This is a genomic window from Avibacterium gallinarum, from assembly GCF_002921135.1.
Classification (GTDB): Bacteria; Pseudomonadota; Gammaproteobacteria; order Enterobacterales; family Pasteurellaceae; genus Avibacterium; species Avibacterium gallinarum.
Genome location: NZ_PQVJ01000015.1, coordinates 103,552 through 119,152 on the forward strand (window position 1 = coordinate 103,552; position 15,601 = coordinate 119,152).

Annotated in this window: 14 protein-coding genes, 1 other RNA gene and 1 pseudogene; 6 read left to right on the forward strand and 10 right to left on the reverse strand. The window is 43.8% G+C overall.

Features of this window, described 5'->3' with window-relative positions:
- Positions 1 to 8 precede the first annotated feature (8 nt).
- From accC to clpB, 7 genes are all read right to left on the reverse strand, one after another.
- Positions 9 to 1,355 (reverse strand): acetyl-CoA carboxylase biotin carboxylase subunit, encoded by a 1,347-nt coding sequence (accC, locus tag C3007_RS06565; protein WP_103853690.1) that lies wholly within the window; start codon positions 1,353 to 1,355, stop codon positions 9 to 11.
- 57 nt (positions 1,356 to 1,412) lie between these two features.
- Complete coding sequence (accB, locus tag C3007_RS06570; RefSeq protein ID WP_103853691.1) at positions 1,413 to 1,874, reverse strand: acetyl-CoA carboxylase biotin carboxyl carrier protein; 462 nt, start codon at positions 1,872 to 1,874, stop codon at positions 1,413 to 1,415.
- 166 nt (positions 1,875 to 2,040) lie between these two features.
- Positions 2,041 to 2,493 carry a type II 3-dehydroquinate dehydratase gene (gene aroQ / locus C3007_RS06575; RefSeq protein WP_103853692.1) on the reverse strand — a complete coding sequence of 151 codons (453 nt, stop codon included), beginning with the start codon at positions 2,491 to 2,493 and terminating at the stop codon, positions 2,041 to 2,043.
- 89 nt (positions 2,494 to 2,582) lie between these two features.
- Positions 2,583 to 3,575 carry an o-succinylbenzoate synthase gene (gene menC / locus C3007_RS06580; protein ID WP_103853693.1) on the reverse strand — a complete coding sequence of 331 codons (993 nt, stop codon included), beginning with the start codon at positions 3,573 to 3,575 and terminating at the stop codon, positions 2,583 to 2,585.
- 10 nt (positions 3,576 to 3,585) lie between these two features.
- Complete coding sequence (locus C3007_RS06585; protein WP_123772530.1) at positions 3,586 to 4,044, reverse strand: hypothetical protein; 459 nt, start codon at positions 4,042 to 4,044, stop codon at positions 3,586 to 3,588.
- A 62-nt stretch (positions 4,045 to 4,106) separates the two neighbouring features.
- On the reverse strand, positions 4,107 to 4,964 hold the full coding sequence (menB, locus tag C3007_RS06590; RefSeq protein ID WP_103853695.1) for a 1,4-dihydroxy-2-naphthoyl-CoA synthase: 858 nt from the start codon (positions 4,962 to 4,964) through the stop codon (positions 4,107 to 4,109).
- 149 nt (positions 4,965 to 5,113) lie between these two features.
- On the reverse strand, positions 5,114 to 7,687 hold the full coding sequence (clpB, locus tag C3007_RS06595) for an ATP-dependent chaperone ClpB (RefSeq protein WP_103853696.1): 2,574 nt from the start codon (positions 7,685 to 7,687) through the stop codon (positions 5,114 to 5,116).
- Positions 7,688 to 7,915: 228 nt separating this feature from the next.
- On the opposite strand from clpB, the gene dapF reads away from it, so the two are divergent.
- Complete coding sequence (dapF, locus tag C3007_RS06600) at positions 7,916 to 8,740, forward strand: diaminopimelate epimerase (RefSeq protein WP_103853697.1); 825 nt, start codon at positions 7,916 to 7,918, stop codon at positions 8,738 to 8,740.
- A gap of 59 nt (positions 8,741 to 8,799) precedes the next feature.
- Entirely contained in the window at positions 8,800 to 9,690 is an 891-nt protein-coding gene (xerC, locus tag C3007_RS06605) for a tyrosine recombinase XerC (RefSeq protein ID WP_103853698.1), read from the forward strand.
- A 33-nt stretch (positions 9,691 to 9,723) separates the two neighbouring features.
- Here the strand turns inward: xerC and C3007_RS06610 are convergent.
- From C3007_RS06610 to C3007_RS06620, 3 genes and pseudogenes are all read right to left on the reverse strand, one after another.
- A pseudogene (locus C3007_RS06610) lies at positions 9,724 to 10,298 on the reverse strand (5-formyltetrahydrofolate cyclo-ligase).
- A 9-nt stretch (positions 10,299 to 10,307) separates the two neighbouring features.
- Positions 10,308 to 10,504, reverse strand: a non-coding RNA gene (gene ssrS / locus C3007_RS06615) — 6S RNA.
- 85 nt (positions 10,505 to 10,589) lie between these two features.
- Entirely contained in the window at positions 10,590 to 10,892 is a 303-nt protein-coding gene (locus tag C3007_RS06620; RefSeq protein ID WP_103853699.1) for a cell division protein ZapA, read from the reverse strand.
- A gap of 144 nt (positions 10,893 to 11,036) precedes the next feature.
- On the opposite strand from C3007_RS06620, the gene C3007_RS06625 reads away from it, so the two are divergent.
- From C3007_RS06625 to C3007_RS06645, 4 genes are all read left to right on the forward strand, one after another.
- A complete protein-coding gene (locus tag C3007_RS06625) occupies positions 11,037 to 11,582 on the forward strand; it encodes a YecA/YgfB family protein (RefSeq protein WP_172459851.1) in 546 nt (181 codons plus the stop codon).
- A gap of 11 nt (positions 11,583 to 11,593) precedes the next feature.
- Positions 11,594 to 12,907 carry a Xaa-Pro aminopeptidase gene (gene pepP, locus C3007_RS06630; protein ID WP_103853701.1) on the forward strand — a complete coding sequence of 438 codons (1,314 nt, stop codon included), beginning with the start codon at positions 11,594 to 11,596 and terminating at the stop codon, positions 12,905 to 12,907.
- Between the two features lie 26 nt (positions 12,908 to 12,933).
- Positions 12,934 to 14,157 carry a 2-octaprenyl-6-methoxyphenyl hydroxylase gene (gene ubiH, locus C3007_RS06635; RefSeq protein WP_103853702.1) on the forward strand — a complete coding sequence of 408 codons (1,224 nt, stop codon included), beginning with the start codon at positions 12,934 to 12,936 and terminating at the stop codon, positions 14,155 to 14,157.
- Positions 14,158 to 14,407: 250 nt separating this feature from the next.
- Complete coding sequence (locus C3007_RS06645; protein WP_103853704.1) at positions 14,408 to 15,577, forward strand: FAD-dependent monooxygenase; 1,170 nt, start codon at positions 14,408 to 14,410, stop codon at positions 15,575 to 15,577.
- Positions 15,578 to 15,601 lie beyond the last annotated feature (24 nt).

Below are 15,601 nucleotides of genomic sequence, written 5' to 3' on the forward strand. Positions count from 1 at the left end.
TAATGCAATTAATCGTGCATTCCTAATTTCTTCTCCAAATAGTGGATATTTGTACCACCGTTTTGGAAGTTTTCATCGGATAGGATCAATTCGTGTAATGGAATATTGGTTTTAATTCCGCTAATAATGGTTTCTGCCAAGGCATTTTGCATACGGCGAATGGCCACTTCACGGGTATCTCCATAGGTGATTAATTTTGCGATCATTGAATCATAATGCGGTGGCACGCTGTATCCTGTGTAAATATGCGAATCCCAGCGCACGCCTAAACCACCCGGTGCGTGTAAATGATCAATTTTACCTGGTGAAGGTAAGAAGCTCTTCGGATCTTCCGCATTGATACGACATTCAATGGCGTGGCCGCGCACTTTAATGTCTTCTTGTTTGATAGAAAGCGGTAGGCCTGAAGCGATTAATAATTGCTCTTTCACCAAATCCACGCCGGTAATCATCTCGGTTACAGGGTGCTCCACTTGAATACGGGTGTTCATTTCGATGAAGTAAAACTCACCGTTTTCATATAAGAATTCAAATGTCCCTGCACCACGATAGCCAATTTCCACACAGGCTTTAGCACAGCGTGAACCAATATCACGGCGCATTTCTTCGGTAATACCTGGTGCTGGCGCTTCTTCCACCACTTTTTGATGACGGCGCTGCATTGAACAATCACGTTCTGCTAAATAAACCGCATTGCCGTGCGTATCTGCTAACACTTGGATTTCAATATGGCGCGGATTTTCTAAATATTTTTCCATATAAACCATATCGTTGTTAAATGCAGCTTTAGCTTCCGCTTTGGTCATCGCGATGGATTCTTCTAAAGAATTTTCATCACGTACCACGCGCATACCACGACCACCGCCGCCGCCAGAGGCTTTGATGATCACAGGATACCCAATGCGTTTAGCGATTTCTTTGTTTTTCTTCATATCGCTGCCAACAGGGCCATCAGAACCTGGTACACAAGGCACGCCAGCTTTTTTCATTGCGTTAATGGCAGAAACTTTATCCCCCATTAAACGGATTACGTCCGCAGTAGGGCCAATAAAGGTGAAGCCTGAGCGTTCAACTTGCTCGGCAAAATCAGCATTTTCAGACAAAAAGCCATAACCTGGGTGAATTGCGTCTGCGCCTGTTACTTCTGCCGCAGCAATAATCGCAGGGATATTCAAATAACTTTTGGTTGAAGGCGCAGGGCCAATACAAACGGTTTGATCTGCCAATAAAACGTGTTTGAGATCGCGATCTGCGGTGGAATGTACCGCCACAGTTTTAATGCCTAGCTCTTTGCAAGCACGCAAAATGCGTAACGCAATTTCTCCACGATTGGCAATAACAACTTTTTCTAGCATAAGAATTATCTCTTAGAATTGTAAGGCGAAGCCACGCTCCGCCTAGATAGAAATGAATTATTCGATAACGATTAACGGCTCATCAAACTCAACCGGTTCGCCGTCATTAATTAAGATCGCTTTTACCACACCTGCTTTGTCAGCTTCAATGCGGTTCATCATTTTCATTGCTTCAACAATACAAAGGGCATCACCCACTTTCACGGTTTGCCCTACTTCAACAAATGGTTTGGCATCTGGGCTTGGGCTACGGTAGAAGGTTCCCACCATTGGTGAACGCACTTGATGACCTGATACTTCCGTAACCGCTGGCACTTCTGCTACTGGGGTAGGCTGTGTCACTGTTGGGGTTGCAGGCTGTGCAACAGGGGCAACACTTGGTACGGTATATTGCACCGCAGTGGCTGAAGGTGAACCACGATTAATGCGAACAGATTCTTCGCCTTCAGAAATTTCAAGCTCCATAATGCCTGATTCTTCAACTAATTCGATGAGTTTTTTAATTTTACGAATATCCATAGTTTTTTCCTAAAATGTGAATATTTTTCACCGCACTTTATGGCTAACACAAAATGAGTAATACAAAGTGCGGTGGTTTTTAAACTTAAATTTCCGTGGCAAAGATTACCTGAAAACGATCCTTTTTGCGACAAAATTCTGTCAATTTCGCGAAATTTTCGGCAAATTATGCCTTATTTGCTAAATATTGTCGCGCATAATGGAAAGCAAATTCATAGCCTTGCGCGCCTAATCCGCAAATCACGCCTTCTGCCACATCGCTAAAATAAGAATGATGACGGAATGGCTCACGCTTATGCACGTTGGACAAATGCACTTCCACAAAAGGAATAGCGACAGCCAGCAAAGCATCACGCAAGGCAACGCTGGTGTGCGTATAAGCTGCGGGATTAATAATAATAAAATCCACCTGTTGGAAACTTTGATGAATTTTATCGATCAATTTTTCTTCGCTGTTCGCTTGAAAGCAGGTCAATTCAATTTGATGTGCGGCTGCAAGATCCTGCATTCGTTGCTCAATGGCGGGCAAAGAAAGACTGCCATAATGCTTTGGCTCACGTTTGCCTAACATATTCAAATTCGGGCCATTAAGTAACAAAATTCGTGCAGATGCTGACATAATTAATCCTTTTCCCTTTAATTTATTGCATTATAATGATTTTTCTAAAAATTGCCGTTGCCTTATGGCTGGTCGAACCAATGCAAATTTTAATCCATATTTACTTTGACGATATTTTCGCTGTTCAGTTCCAATAATGGTAACGTTGAGCCTTGCCACGGGCGAACAAGCTGATATTGCATAAGATCTAGCGTATCCAAGCCCGGCGTGGTATCTGGCGTGTAACGCTGCGCAATGCGAGCCAGTTGCGTTAACCCAAAACTGCTTTCTAAAGATGAGCTGATCACCGCCATAATGCCTTGTTGATGGGCCTGTTCAATCAGTTCAACACAACGCGCAAGGCTGCCCACTAGAGTCGGTTTAATAATAATTGCGGCTAAGTGCGGTTCTTTTTTCACTTGAAAATTTGGCTCGCGCACGCTTTCGTCCCACGCGATAGCAATGCCTGTTTCAGCGGCGAACTGACGGCTTTCTTCAGGGGTTTTGCAAGGCTCTTCCAAAAATTGAATACGCCCACGATGTTCAGGCTTAATATATTTGGCAAACAGCTGCGCTTTCGCAGGTGTCCATGCACGATTGGCATCTAAACGTAATTTAAGATCAGGAATGGCTTCCAAAAACATATCGGCGATTAAACCATCGCGATTGGCTTCGTATAAGCCCACCTTGATTTTTGCGATTTTCTCGCCCTCAATTTGATTGAGTTCAGCGTACAACTCATCAGGATCGCCATAACAGAGCGGGGCGGTGCGATAATTGCCCTCAGCAGGTAATTCCCCTTTCATTTCTGCCAAGGCACAACTTAGCCCAAACGCCACGGAAGGATACAACCCGTCCAAGGACAATTTTTGATTTTGACTGCGTGCTACGTCCCAATCTTTCAACCATTGGATCGCCTGCTCTTGCGCTTGTTCCAAGGTTTCTTGGCTAAATTCGGGCAAGGGCGCAATTTCTCCCCAACCTTCGTGTTCACCACAACGCACCTGCACAAGCAACCCTTCACGCAATTTCAAAAAGCGGTTGCGCAGCACCACTTGCGAATCCATTGGGATTTGATAACGATAAAGCTGATAAGAACGCATAGTTTCTCCTTTATTGATAATTTGCTTTGGCGCGAAGTTTCAGCATAATAAAACATATCAAGCCAAAAAGGGCGAGTAGGGCAGAAAGGGCTAACCCCGTTAGTAATGTAGCCAGGAAGCTGTGTACAAAAAGGGGTAAACTTCCGTGAAATAATACTTCGAGCGTACTCAATGCAACAATGCCGCAGAAAAATTCAATGGAGAAATGTAGCAAGATGGAAAGTTGAGAGAATGCCCTGATGATTCCCCCTTGTCGTAATGCTTTACGGCATAAATATTGTTGTTTTATCAATAACTTGTAATCTAAAAAAGTATAAAAGCCAATAAAACACCCGATACCCGCTAACATTCCTAGGATAGACATTGGGTGGTGCGACACCATTAGCCCACAGAAAAAACACAGTGCGGCATTTAAGAGTACCACCACTGTCCAAAATAGGGTGATTTTTTTGAGAGAGATTTCTTGCATTGGTCTAAAAATAAAAAACAAAGTGCGGTGAAAATTTTGAGATTTTTCACCGCACTTGATGATTATGGATTGCGTTTAAATTTGCTGAAGTCTGGCGCACGTTTTTCATTGAAGGCGTTGCGTCCTTCTTGCCCTTCTTCTGTCATATAGAACAGCATTGTAGCGTTGCCTGCTAGCTCTTGTAAGCCAGCCTGTCCATCACAATCTGCGTTTAATGCGGCTTTTAAGCAACGTAACGCAATTGGGCTGTTACGCAACATTTCACGACACCAGCGCACGGTCTCTTTTTCTAACTCTGCATAAGGCACAACCGTGTTCACTAAGCCCATATCCAAGGCTTCTTGTGCATTATATTGACGACATAAGAACCAAATTTCACGCGCTTTTTTCTGCCCTACAATGCGTGCCATATAGCTTGCGCCCCAGCCACCATCGAACGATCCCACTTTCGGGCCTGTTTGACCGAAAATGGCATTTTCCGCCGCAATCGTCAGATCGCAAAGCATATGTAAAACGTGGCCGCCACCGATAGCATAACCTGCCACCATTGCCACCACAGGTTTCGGGCAGCTACGAATATCACGCTGAAAATCCAACACGTTTAGATGATGTACGCCAGCGTCATCTTTATAACCGCCGTAATCACCACGCACTTTTTGATCGCCACCTGAACAGAACGCTTTTTCCCCTTGCCCGGTTAGCACGATCACCCCCACATTTTCATCAAAACGTGCATCTGAAAACGCGTGGATCATTTCTTTCACGGTCTGCGGACGAAAAGCGTTACGTACTTCTGGACGGTTAATGGTGATTTTGGCAATGCCATCGGTGGATTTGTGATAAAGAATATCCGTATAGCCTTCGCTATGATCAACCCACTCAACAGGGGCATAAAGCACATCATCTTTTGGATTTTGCATAATTAATTCCTTCGCTAAATAAATGTGGCTGGCATTATAGCTTAATCTGGGAATGACTAAAAGCACCGCCCTTTGACAAACAAAAAGCCCCGCTTTCGCGAGGCTTGGGTTACCGCATAAATCAAAGTGCGGTGCTTTTTTGGGAAGAATTACGATTGACTTGCTGTGATTTTACCATCAACGTAATCAAGGGTAATGGTTTTCCCTGGGATTAATTCCCCTGAGAGAATTTGTTGTGCGAGTGGGTTTTCCACTTCTTGTTGAATCGCACGTTTAAGCGGTCTTGCGCCGTAAATTGGGTCATAACCAATTTCGCCGATGAAGTCTAACGCCGCATCTGTGAAGGCTAAGTGATAGCCGTGTGATTCCATACGTTTTTCTAAACGTTTTAATTGGATTTTCGCGATGGTGCGAATGTTTTCTTTATCCAATGGGTGGAATACCACTGTTTCATCAATACGGTTAATAAACTCAGGGCGGAAGTGTTGGCTTACCACCGACATTACCACTTCTTTCATTCCTTCATAGCCAAGATCACGGTTGCCTTGGATTAAGTCTGAACCTAAGTTTGATGTCATAATCACTACGGTATTACGGAAATCTACGGTGCGACCTTGACCATCAGTTAAACGTCCGTCATCAAGCACTTGTAATAAGATGTTGAAAACATCTGGGTGCGCTTTTTCTACTTCGTCCAATAACACGACAGAATATGGACGGCGGCGAACGGCTTCGGTTAAGTAACCACCTTCTTCATAGCCCACATATCCCGGTGGTGCGCCCACTAAGCGAGATACGCTGTGTTTTTCCATAAACTCGGACATATCAATGCGTACCATTGCGTTTTCATCATCAAACAAGAAGTTGGCAAGAGTTTTACACAATTCTGTTTTACCTACCCCTGTTGGCCCTAAGAATAAGAATGAACCAATCGGACGGTTTGGATCAGACAATCCTGCACGGCTACGGCGAATGGCGTTCGCAACGGCAACCACGGCTTCATTTTGTCCAACTACACGTTTGTGTAATTCTTTTTCCATACGCAATAATTTTTCTTTTTCCCCTTCCATCATACGAGAAACAGGGATACCAGTGGCACGCGAAAGCACTTCTGCAATTTCTTCATCAGTTACACGATAGCGTAACAAGTGCATTTCTTTGCCCTCTGCACTTTCTGCTTGAGCAAGTTGTTTTTCAAGCTCTGGAATGCGTCCGTATTGCAATTCAGACATTTTGTTTAAATCGCCCACGCGGCGCGCTTGTTCCATTTGGGTGCGTGCATTTTCTAATTCTGCTTTAATATGCTGTGTGCCAGAAAGCGCTGCTTTTTCGCTTTTCCACACTTCTTCTAATTCCGCATATTCACGCTCTTTTTCAGCTAATTCTTTTTCAAGCATTTCTAAGCGTTTGCGGCTGGCGTTATCGTCTTCTTTTTGTAACGCTTGTTGTTCCAATTTTAATTGGATAATACGGCGTTCAAGTCTATCTAACGGCTCTGGTTTTGAGTCAATTTCCATACGGATACTCGATGCCGCTTCGTCAATTAAATCAATGGCTTTGTCTGGTAATTGACGATCTGAAATATAACGATGCGAAAGTGTCGCCGCCGCAACGATTGCAGGGTCTGTAATTTGAACGTGATGGTGAATTTCGTAACGTTCTTTCAAACCACGCAAGATAGCAATGGTGTCTTCAACACTTGGTTCGTCCACAAAAACTTTTTGGAAACGGCGCTCAAGTGCGGCATCTTTTTCAATATATTGACGATATTCATCAAGGGTGGTTGCGCCCACACAGTGCAATTCACCACGCGCAAGGGAAGGTTTTAATAAGTTACCTGCATCCATTGCACCGTCAGTTTTACCTGCACCAACCATTGTATGAATTTCATCAATGAATAAAATCACACGGCCTTCTTCTTTGGCGATTTCGTTAAGCACGGCTTTTAAGCGCTCTTCAAACTCACCACGGTATTTTGCACCCGCAATTAATGCGCCCATATCAAGGGAAAGTACGCGTTTATTTTTTAATCCTTCTGGCACTTCGCCATTTACAATACGTTGTGCAAGGCCTTCAACAATCGCGGTTTTACCTACACCAGGTTCGCCAATTAACACTGGGTTGTTTTTTGTACGGCGTTGTAACACTTGGATTGTACGGCGAATTTCTTCATCACGTCCAATCACAGGATCTAATTTGCCACTTTCCGCGCGTGCGGTTAAATCAATGGTATATTTTTCTAATGCCTGACGGCTTTCTTCTGCATTTTGGTCGTTCACTGACTGACCTCCTCTAATTTGTTCAATCGCTTGTTGTAAATTCTCTTTTTTTACACCGCACTTGCGTAATATTTCGCTTAAGCTGCCTTTTTCTTCTAACGCGGCTAATAAAAAGAGTTCTGATGAAATATATTTATCTTGTTTTTGCTGTGCGAGCTTGTCGCATAAATTTAATAAATTCAACAAGTTGCGCGAAATCTGCACATCACCACCGTTACCAGAAACTTGCGGTAAGCGGTTGAGTTCAGCATTAAGCTCGTTGCGTAACATTGCAACATTCACGCCACTTGCGGTTAAAATCGGTGCAACGGAACTGCCTTCTTGATTTAACAAGGCCGCCATTAAATGCACGGGTTCGATAAACTGGTTATCTTTGCCTAAGGCTAAAGACTGCGCTTCGCTCAAGGCTTGTTGAAATCTTGTGGTAAATTTTTCTATATTCATAATCTATTCTTCCTCAATATTAAATTCTGTTGCCTAGCCTGTACGGCTCGGCTTGCTTGTTCAAGTAAGTGAGGACTAATTTGGTAATTTCAAGAGTAAAATGAAAAAAATTTTAAAAAAATCTATTAATCATTTTAGAACGATAGGTTGCACTAATGGAGAGTTTACTCAATCTCACTTCACCTTTATAATTGCGCCTAATTAACGATTTTCAATAAGGACGGAAAAATGCAATTTTCCAAAATGCACGGATTAGGCAATGATTTTGTGGTGGTCGATGCCGTTACGCAAAACGCTTACTTCCCCACTGAAACCATCAAAAAACTGGCGGATCGCCACACAGGAATTGGCTTTGATCAGCTTTTAGTGGTTGAGCCACCTTATGATCCTGATTTGGATTTTCACTATCGCATTTTCAATGCAGATGGCAGTGAAGTGGCACAATGCGGCAATGGCGCGCGCTGTTTTGCCCGTTTTGTTACAATGAAAGGTTTGACGGATAAAAAAGACATCGCCGTTAGCACCGCCAAAGGCAAAATGATCCTAACGGTGCAAGATGACGGAATGATCCGCGTGAATATGGGCGAACCTATTTGGGAACCCGCGAAAATCCCATTTATCGCCAACAAATTCGAGAAAAACTACATTTTACGCACCGACATTCAAACCGTGCTATGTGGTGCGGTTTCAATGGGTAACCCACATTGCGTGGTGCAAGTTGAGGACATTACCACCACCAATGTAGAACAATTAGGCCCACTATTAGAAAGCCACGAACGTTTTCCAGAACGCGTAAACGCAGGCTTTATGCAAGTGATTAATCGTAACCACATTAAATTGCGCGTTTATGAACGCGGTGCTGGCGAAACCCAAGCCTGTGGCAGTGGCGCTTGTGCCGCCGCTGCGGTGGGCATTATGCAAGGCCTTTTGGATAACAAAGTGCAAGTGGATCTCCCAGGCGGCAGTTTGACTATCGAATGGCAAGGCGAAGGCCACCCACTTTATATGACTGGCGATGCCACGCATATTTATGATGGGGTGATTAGGTTGTAATTATCCATTATTTTGCACCGCACTTTGTTTTTCACGTTGTTTTTAATAGAGAAATTGAAATGCACCAACAACTCAATAATTATTGGAATTATCTGCGCATTGAACGGCAGGTAAGTCCACATACATTGAGCAATTACCAGCGTCAGCTTGAGGCGGTGGTGGCGTTGTTGCAGGAAAATGAAATTTCTCAGTGGCAGCAGGTAACCCCCAGTGTGGTGCGCTTTGTGTTAGCGCAAAGCAAAAAAGCAGGCTTACACGAAAAAAGTTTAGCCTTGCGCTTATCGGCATTACGCCAATTTTTGAGCTTTCTTGTACAGCAAGGTGAGCTTTCTGTGAATCCTGCGGTTGGCGTATCTGCACCGAAGCAAGGCAAGCATTTACCTAAAAATTTGGATAACGAACAGGTTCAACAATTATTAGCCAACGACAGTAAAGAGCCAATCGATTTGCGGGATAAAGCGATGCTAGAGCTAATGTATAGTTCAGGTTTGCGTTTATCTGAATTGCAAGGGCTGAACTTAAATAGCATCAATCTGCGAGTACGTGAAGTGCGTGTAATCGGGAAAGGCAACAAAGAGCGAATTTTGCCTTTTGGGCGCTATGCTTCGCACGCGCTTCAGCAATGGCTAAAAGTGCGGTTGTTATTTAATCCAAAAGATGATGCCTTGTTTGTTAGCCAGCTTGGTAACCGAATGAGCCACCGTTCAATCCAAAAACGGATGGAAGTGTGGGGCATTAAACAAGGGCTATCTAGTCATTTGAACCCTCATAAACTACGCCATTCTTTCGCCACGCATATGCTGGAAAGCAGCTCCGATTTACGCGTTGTGCAAGAGTTACTCGGGCATAGCAATCTTTCTACCACACAAATTTACACCCACCTTGATTTCCAACATTTAGCACAGGTTTATGATTCTGCACACCCGAGAGCAAAACGAAAAAAATCGTGAAAATTGCACCGCACTTATTATTTTATTAACTTATCACCCCACCAACACCCCAAACAGCGGAATGTCCCAGCTTTCTACGGGTAATGCGTCCACTTGCTGGCATTGGTGGGCTAAGCCGATAGGGAGGAAGTTTTTTTGTTGCCAGTTTTGCAAAGTTCGGTCGTAAAAGCCGCCGCCCATTCCAAGGCGGTTGCCTTGTTTATCGAAGGCGACAAGTGGGGTAAATATGATGTCAAGTTCATTGGTTGGGAGAACATTTCGGACATCTAATTTCGGCTCTAAGATGCCAAATTTGTTTTTTTGCAATGGGCTGTTTGGATGATAGCGGAGAAAGAGCAAATTATTAGCTGAAAAAGGATGCAGAATGGGCAGATAAACAGCGATGTTTTTTTTCCATAATTGCTGAATTAGCTGTTTTGTTGAGATTTCGCCATCAAAAGAAAGATACAATCCGACATGCTTAGCTTGTTTTTTTCTATGAAATCAAGGGCTTGTTGAGTGATTTTTTGTTCAGCAAGGTTTTGCTCAGCTGGGCTAAGAGATTGGCGTAATTGACGAATTTGTTGGCGAATAATTTGGCGTTGTTGATTGCGAGTTGTGAGGTTCATTGTTTTATGGAGGAACCCGAGATGCCGTTGTGAGTGGTCGGTCCTTGAACCCTACGGTTCAAGGGAATCAGTCGTTATCGTTTTTAGGCTTCTTACATCAGGGCTTGCGCCAAGGTAAGCTTGCACACCAACAATAGGAAACCGATTCATAAGATGTTAAGTATCGGCTCAGGGACGTAACCCACTAGCGAACATCTCAGGTAATCTTTAAATTTGTGGTAATACTAACGCAATTTAACTGTATTGACTAGTTTAATTTTTCCAATTCTTAGCTAAGATCATATTATTTCATCAGACATTCGTTTTTTGCGCCAAAATGCCTTCCAAAGAGTTATCTAGTTGTTTGATTTGTGTGCTAACTGCTTGTTCAATTTTCTGTGTAACTTGCTGCTGTTGGATAAGCTCATAGCTTAGATTTAACGCCACGATAGAAAGGACTTTTTCTAATTGTAATATGCCTGTCCGTTCCTTCATCTCAGATACTCGTTGATCTAATGCGCGAGCAGCTTGGCGTAAGGCATCGTGTTGATCTTCTTGACAATTTAAACGTAAAACCTGTCCTAATACAGACAATTCAATGCTTTGCGATGACATACTTATCCTCTGTGAAAATAAATTTTTTGCTATTATGCCATAGCAAATATTTTTCGTCATAAAAATCCGCCTGATTGTGGTTAGCTTAATCTAACAGTGCTAAACTACACCTATCTTTAGAAAAAGGAAAAAATTATGTCTGATATTCTCTCTTATGACGAATTAGAACAAAAACTCCGTCAAGCCACCATTCCTGTTACCGCGGCCGAATTACACGGCTTTCTCACTGGCTTAATTTGTGGCGGTGCGAGTGAGCAAAAATGGCCCATTTTTATGAATGAATTTACCAACAATGGCGAAGCCTACCCTACGGCGTTGTTAAAAGAAGTTTCGGCGCTCTACCACGATATTCAGCACAGTTTAGAAGATATTGATAGCTTCAACTTTCAACTTTTTTTACCAGAAAATGGCGATGTGTTTAACGAAATTGATGCCCTTTCAGAATGGACAAGCCACTTTTTGCTCGGTTTAGGCTTAGTGCAAGCGAAAATGGATAAAGAAACGGGAGAAATTGGCGAAGCCTTAGATGATCTGCAAAATATCGCCGTATTGGCTTATGAAGAAGATGACGATCCTGAAGAGCTAGCAGAATCCTTAGAACAAGTGGCGGAATATGTTCGCACCTTGGTGGCGGTGCTTTATGCCCATTATCGCCCTTACCAAACCACGCAGAAAACCGTATTACATTAAGGAGAACGAAGATGGATCTTGCTTATTTAGCCCAAATCCCAGCCGAAGAATTTGTGCAACGCCGTGAAAAATTGCTGGCGCAAATGGCGGAGAATTCCTTGGCGATTATTTTCTCGGCACAAGAACAAGTGCGCAACAAAGACACCCACTATCCTTTCCGTCAAGACAGCTATTTTTGGTATTTAACGGGCTTTAATGAACCTGATGCGATCTTAGTATTAGCCAAAACCGCGCAACAATCTCGCACAATATTGTTTTTACGCCCTTCTGATCCGTTAATGGAAACTTGGAACGGTCGCCGTCTGGGTGTGGAAAAAGCAGCCGCTAAATTAAACTTAGACGAAGCCTATTCCATTGAAGATTTTGCCCCACAATGGCAAAAAATCAGCCAAAATTTCACCGCACTTTACCATAACTCTGAGGTGCAGCCTTGGGGCAATAAATTGTTGGAGAAAAGTGCGGTGCAATTTTCGCAAGTTTTTGATTGGGCTGCGATTTTAGATGAAATGCGTTTAATCAAATCCTCTAATGAAATTGCGCTTTTACAACAAGCAGGGCAAATCACCGCATTGGGGCATTTACGGGCAATGAAACAAACCCGTCCGAACCGCTTAGAATTTGAAATTGAAGGGGAATTGCTACACGAATTTAACCGCTTTGGCGCACGTTTTCCGTCCTTTAATTGCATTGTGGCTGGCGGCGAAAACGGCTGTATTCTGCATTACAACGAAAACGATCAGCCTTTAAAAGACGGTGAATTAGTATTGGTGGACGCTGGCTGTGAATTTGCTTACTACGCTGGCGATATTACCCGCACTTATCCCGTTAATGGCAAATTCAGCCAAGCCCAGCGAGAGATTTATGAAATCGTGCTAAATGCACAAAAGCACGCCATAAAATCCTTGGTGGCTGGCAATAATATTCAGCAAGTGAATCAAGAAGTGATCCGTATTAAAGTGGAAGGCTTGGTACGCTTAGGCATTTTGCAAGGGGAAGTGGATCAGCTGATCACCGATGAAGCCTACAAAACCTTTTATATGCACGGATTAGGCCATTGGCTTGGTATTGATGTCCACGATGTAGGGCGTTATAGCCTTGAAAAAGACAGCAAATTACGCGATCGTCCATTAGAAGTGGGAATGGTGCTAACGGTTGAGCCGGGCTTGTATATTCCAACTAATGCCGATGTGCCTGAGCAATATAAAGGCATTGGCGTGCGTATTGAAGATGATATTGTGATCACCGAATATGGCAACAAAGTGCTAACCAGCGCCGTGCCAAAAGAAATTGATGAAATCGAACAAGTGATGGCACATAACGCTTAATGACAATGAAGTAAAACGGGGCAAAAATGGAACAAATTGAGCATTATGATGTGATTATCCTGGGCGGCGCAATGGCAGGTTGCACCCTTGCTTTAGCGTTAAGCGCGCAAACTCAAGGCAAAATGCGCATTGCGTTATTAGAAAAGCAAGCGCCCCAACAACATCAGCAAAGCGGTTTTGATGCCCGTTGCATTGCCCTTTCAGCAGGTTCTTGCCAACAGCTTGCGCAGCTCAATTTGCCCAACCAACAATCATTATGGCAACAAATTTCACCCCTTGCCTGCCCCATTGAGCATATTCACGTTTCTGATAAAGGTCATAGCGGTTTAGTCGAATTTCACGCTGATGAATTTCAGCTAAAACAACTGGGCGCGGTGGTTGCCTTACAGCCTGTGGGAGAAATCTTGCTGACCGCAATCAAGCAATACGCCAACATTGATTATTTTTCCCCAGTGGAAATTGAGCGAATCCAATTTGAGCAAGTGCGGGTGAAAATTTCGCTAAAAAATCACCGCACTTTATCTTGTCAGCTGATTATCGGCGCAGACGGCACACAATCTTTGGTGGCGAAATCTGCCAACATTGCGATCAACAAACTTCGCGATTATCAGCAAACCGCCATTATCACCAACATTCAAGCACAACAGCCACACCAACAGCGTGCCTTTGAGCGTTTCACTGCGCAAGGCCCATTAGCGCTTCTGCCAATGCAAGAGAATTTAATGTCCTTAGTATGGTGCGTGAAATCACCCGATGAGCTAATGGCATTGCCTGATGACGCATTTCTTGCCCGTCTACAACAACAATTCGGCTGGCGGCTTGGCAAGTTGCAACAATGCGGCAAGCGTTTTGCTTATCCTTTGGCGTTATATCAAGCCAGCCAGCACATTCATCACCGCACCGCCTTAGTCGGCAATGCTGCACAAACCTTACACCCCATTGCAGGGCAAGGCTTCAATCTTGGTATGCGTGATGTGATTTGCTTAGCTAAATTGTTAAGCCAAGCCTTTATGCAAGGGCAAGATCTCGGCACTTATTCTTTATTAAGCCAATATGAAAATGCACGCCAAGGGGATCAAACAACGCTCATCAACTTAACCAACGGCTTGGTTTCTCTCTTTGCCAATGAATTATTACCGTTGCAAATTGGGCGGAATCTGGGGCTAATGGCAATGGCGCAATCTCATTTACTCAAACAGCAGTTTATTAAACCAGCATTAGGGTCTGTTGATAATTCATTGTACATTTGAGTTATCGTTTAAAATTAGCGCAATCGCGACGCCGTTCGAAACCAAGAGAGGTTCTCTTCGTGAGAACGGCAACAAAGAGTGCGCTAATTTTAAACATAACCCGAAGGGCTGGGGCTATTTTTCGTGATAACGGTGTTGAACGCGGTTCGTTTAGAATGGCTAAACTTCACCCCGTTCGCCTTGTTCTCACAAAAAATAGCCATCAGCTCAAATGTAAAATGAATTATCAACAGACCCTATGGTTAGAATAGTGAAAAATTTTGATCTAATTATTATCGGTGGTGGAATGGTCGGGCTTGCGCTCGCTGCCAAATTAAAAAATACCGCAATGCGTATCGCCCTGCTCGAACCTAATCCGCCGCATTTTTCTTTAGCGAATATTGCTTATCGTGTTAGTGCGTTAAATCTTGCGAGCGAACATTTATTGCAAGAACTCAACGCGTGGCAAACCATCCAAGCTGAACGTGCCACCGCCTACGATAAAATGCTGGTGTGGGAAAAAGACAGTTTCGCCAAAATTGAATTTGACACCAAAGGCTTAGGCATTCCGCACCTTGGGCATATTGTGGAAAACCAGATCATTCAACATAGCCTGTGGCAACGAGTGGCAACACAAGAAAATGTGGAAATTTTCAACGCAACAGCGCAACACTTGGGGATTAACGAAAGCACCTCTATTCTCACCTTAACAGACGGACAAATGTTAGCGGGGAAACTGGTTGTGGGCGCAGACGGCGCAAATTCTTGGTTACGCCAAAAAGCCAATATTCCACTGATTTTCCGTGATTATGGGCAATATGCCTTAGTGTGTAATGTGAAAACCGCAGAGCCACATCAACACTGCGCCAGACAAATTTTTGCCCCAGATAGCATTTTAGCGTTCTTGCCATTACATCAAGAAAATCAGTGTTCTATCGTGTGGTCGCTTCCGCCAGAACAAGCCAAACAGTTGAGCAGCTGTGAACAAACAGAATTCAACAAACAGCTGAGCATCGCCTTTGATAATCAGCTGGGATTATGTGAAGTGCAAAGCGAACGCCAAGCCATTCCGCTTACCGCGCGCTATGCCCGCAACTTCGCCCAACCGCGTATCGCCCTAATTGGCGATGCCGCACACACCATTCACCCACTGGCAGGACAAGGGGTAAATCTCGGCTTGCAAGATGCCCTACTACTGGCGCAAGAAATTGAAAAACATTTTGCCCTAGGCTTAGACATCGGTGAATACCGCAACCTACGTTATTACGAACGCACACGCAAAGCCGAAGCGGTAAAAATGCTCATCGCAATGCAAGGCTTAAAAGATCTCTTCGCCGGCAACAACCCGCTGAAAAAACTTGCCCGCGGCATCGGCCTTAGCGCCACCAATCAATTCAGCTTGTTGAAAGAACAGCTTATTCGGCAGGGATTGGGGATTTGATTTCAAAAAAATGCCCATTTCGGG

Excerpts from the sequence above, each read along its gene's own strand:
- menB (WP_103853695.1), bottom strand. The coding sequence starts at position 4,964 with ATGCAAAATCCAAAAGATGATGTGCTTTATGCCCCTGTTGAGTGGGTT.
- dapF (WP_103853697.1), top strand. The coding sequence starts at position 7,916 with ATGCAATTTTCCAAAATGCACGGATTAGGCAATGATTTTGTGGTGGTC.
- accC (WP_103853690.1), bottom strand. The coding sequence starts at position 1,355 with ATGCTAGAAAAAGTTGTTATTGCCAATCGTGGAGAAATTGCGTTACGC.
- accB (WP_103853691.1), bottom strand. The coding sequence starts at position 1,874 with ATGGATATTCGTAAAATTAAAAAACTCATCGAATTAGTTGAAGAATCA.
- pepP (WP_103853701.1), top strand. The coding sequence starts at position 11,594 with ATGGATCTTGCTTATTTAGCCCAAATCCCAGCCGAAGAATTTGTGCAA.
- ubiH (WP_103853702.1), top strand. The coding sequence starts at position 12,934 with ATGGAACAAATTGAGCATTATGATGTGATTATCCTGGGCGGCGCAATG.
- xerC (WP_103853698.1), top strand. The coding sequence starts at position 8,800 with ATGCACCAACAACTCAATAATTATTGGAATTATCTGCGCATTGAACGG.
- aroQ (WP_103853692.1), bottom strand. The coding sequence starts at position 2,493 with ATGTCAGCATCTGCACGAATTTTGTTACTTAATGGCCCGAATTTGAAT.
- C3007_RS06585 (WP_123772530.1), bottom strand. The coding sequence starts at position 4,044 with ATGCAAGAAATCTCTCTCAAAAAAATCACCCTATTTTGGACAGTGGTG.
- menC (WP_103853693.1), bottom strand. The coding sequence starts at position 3,575 with ATGCGTTCTTATCAGCTTTATCGTTATCAAATCCCAATGGATTCGCAA.
- clpB (WP_103853696.1), bottom strand. The coding sequence starts at position 7,687 with ATGAATATAGAAAAATTTACCACAAGATTTCAACAAGCCTTGAGCGAA.
- C3007_RS06620 (WP_103853699.1), bottom strand. The coding sequence starts at position 10,892 with ATGTCATCGCAAAGCATTGAATTGTCTGTATTAGGACAGGTTTTACGT.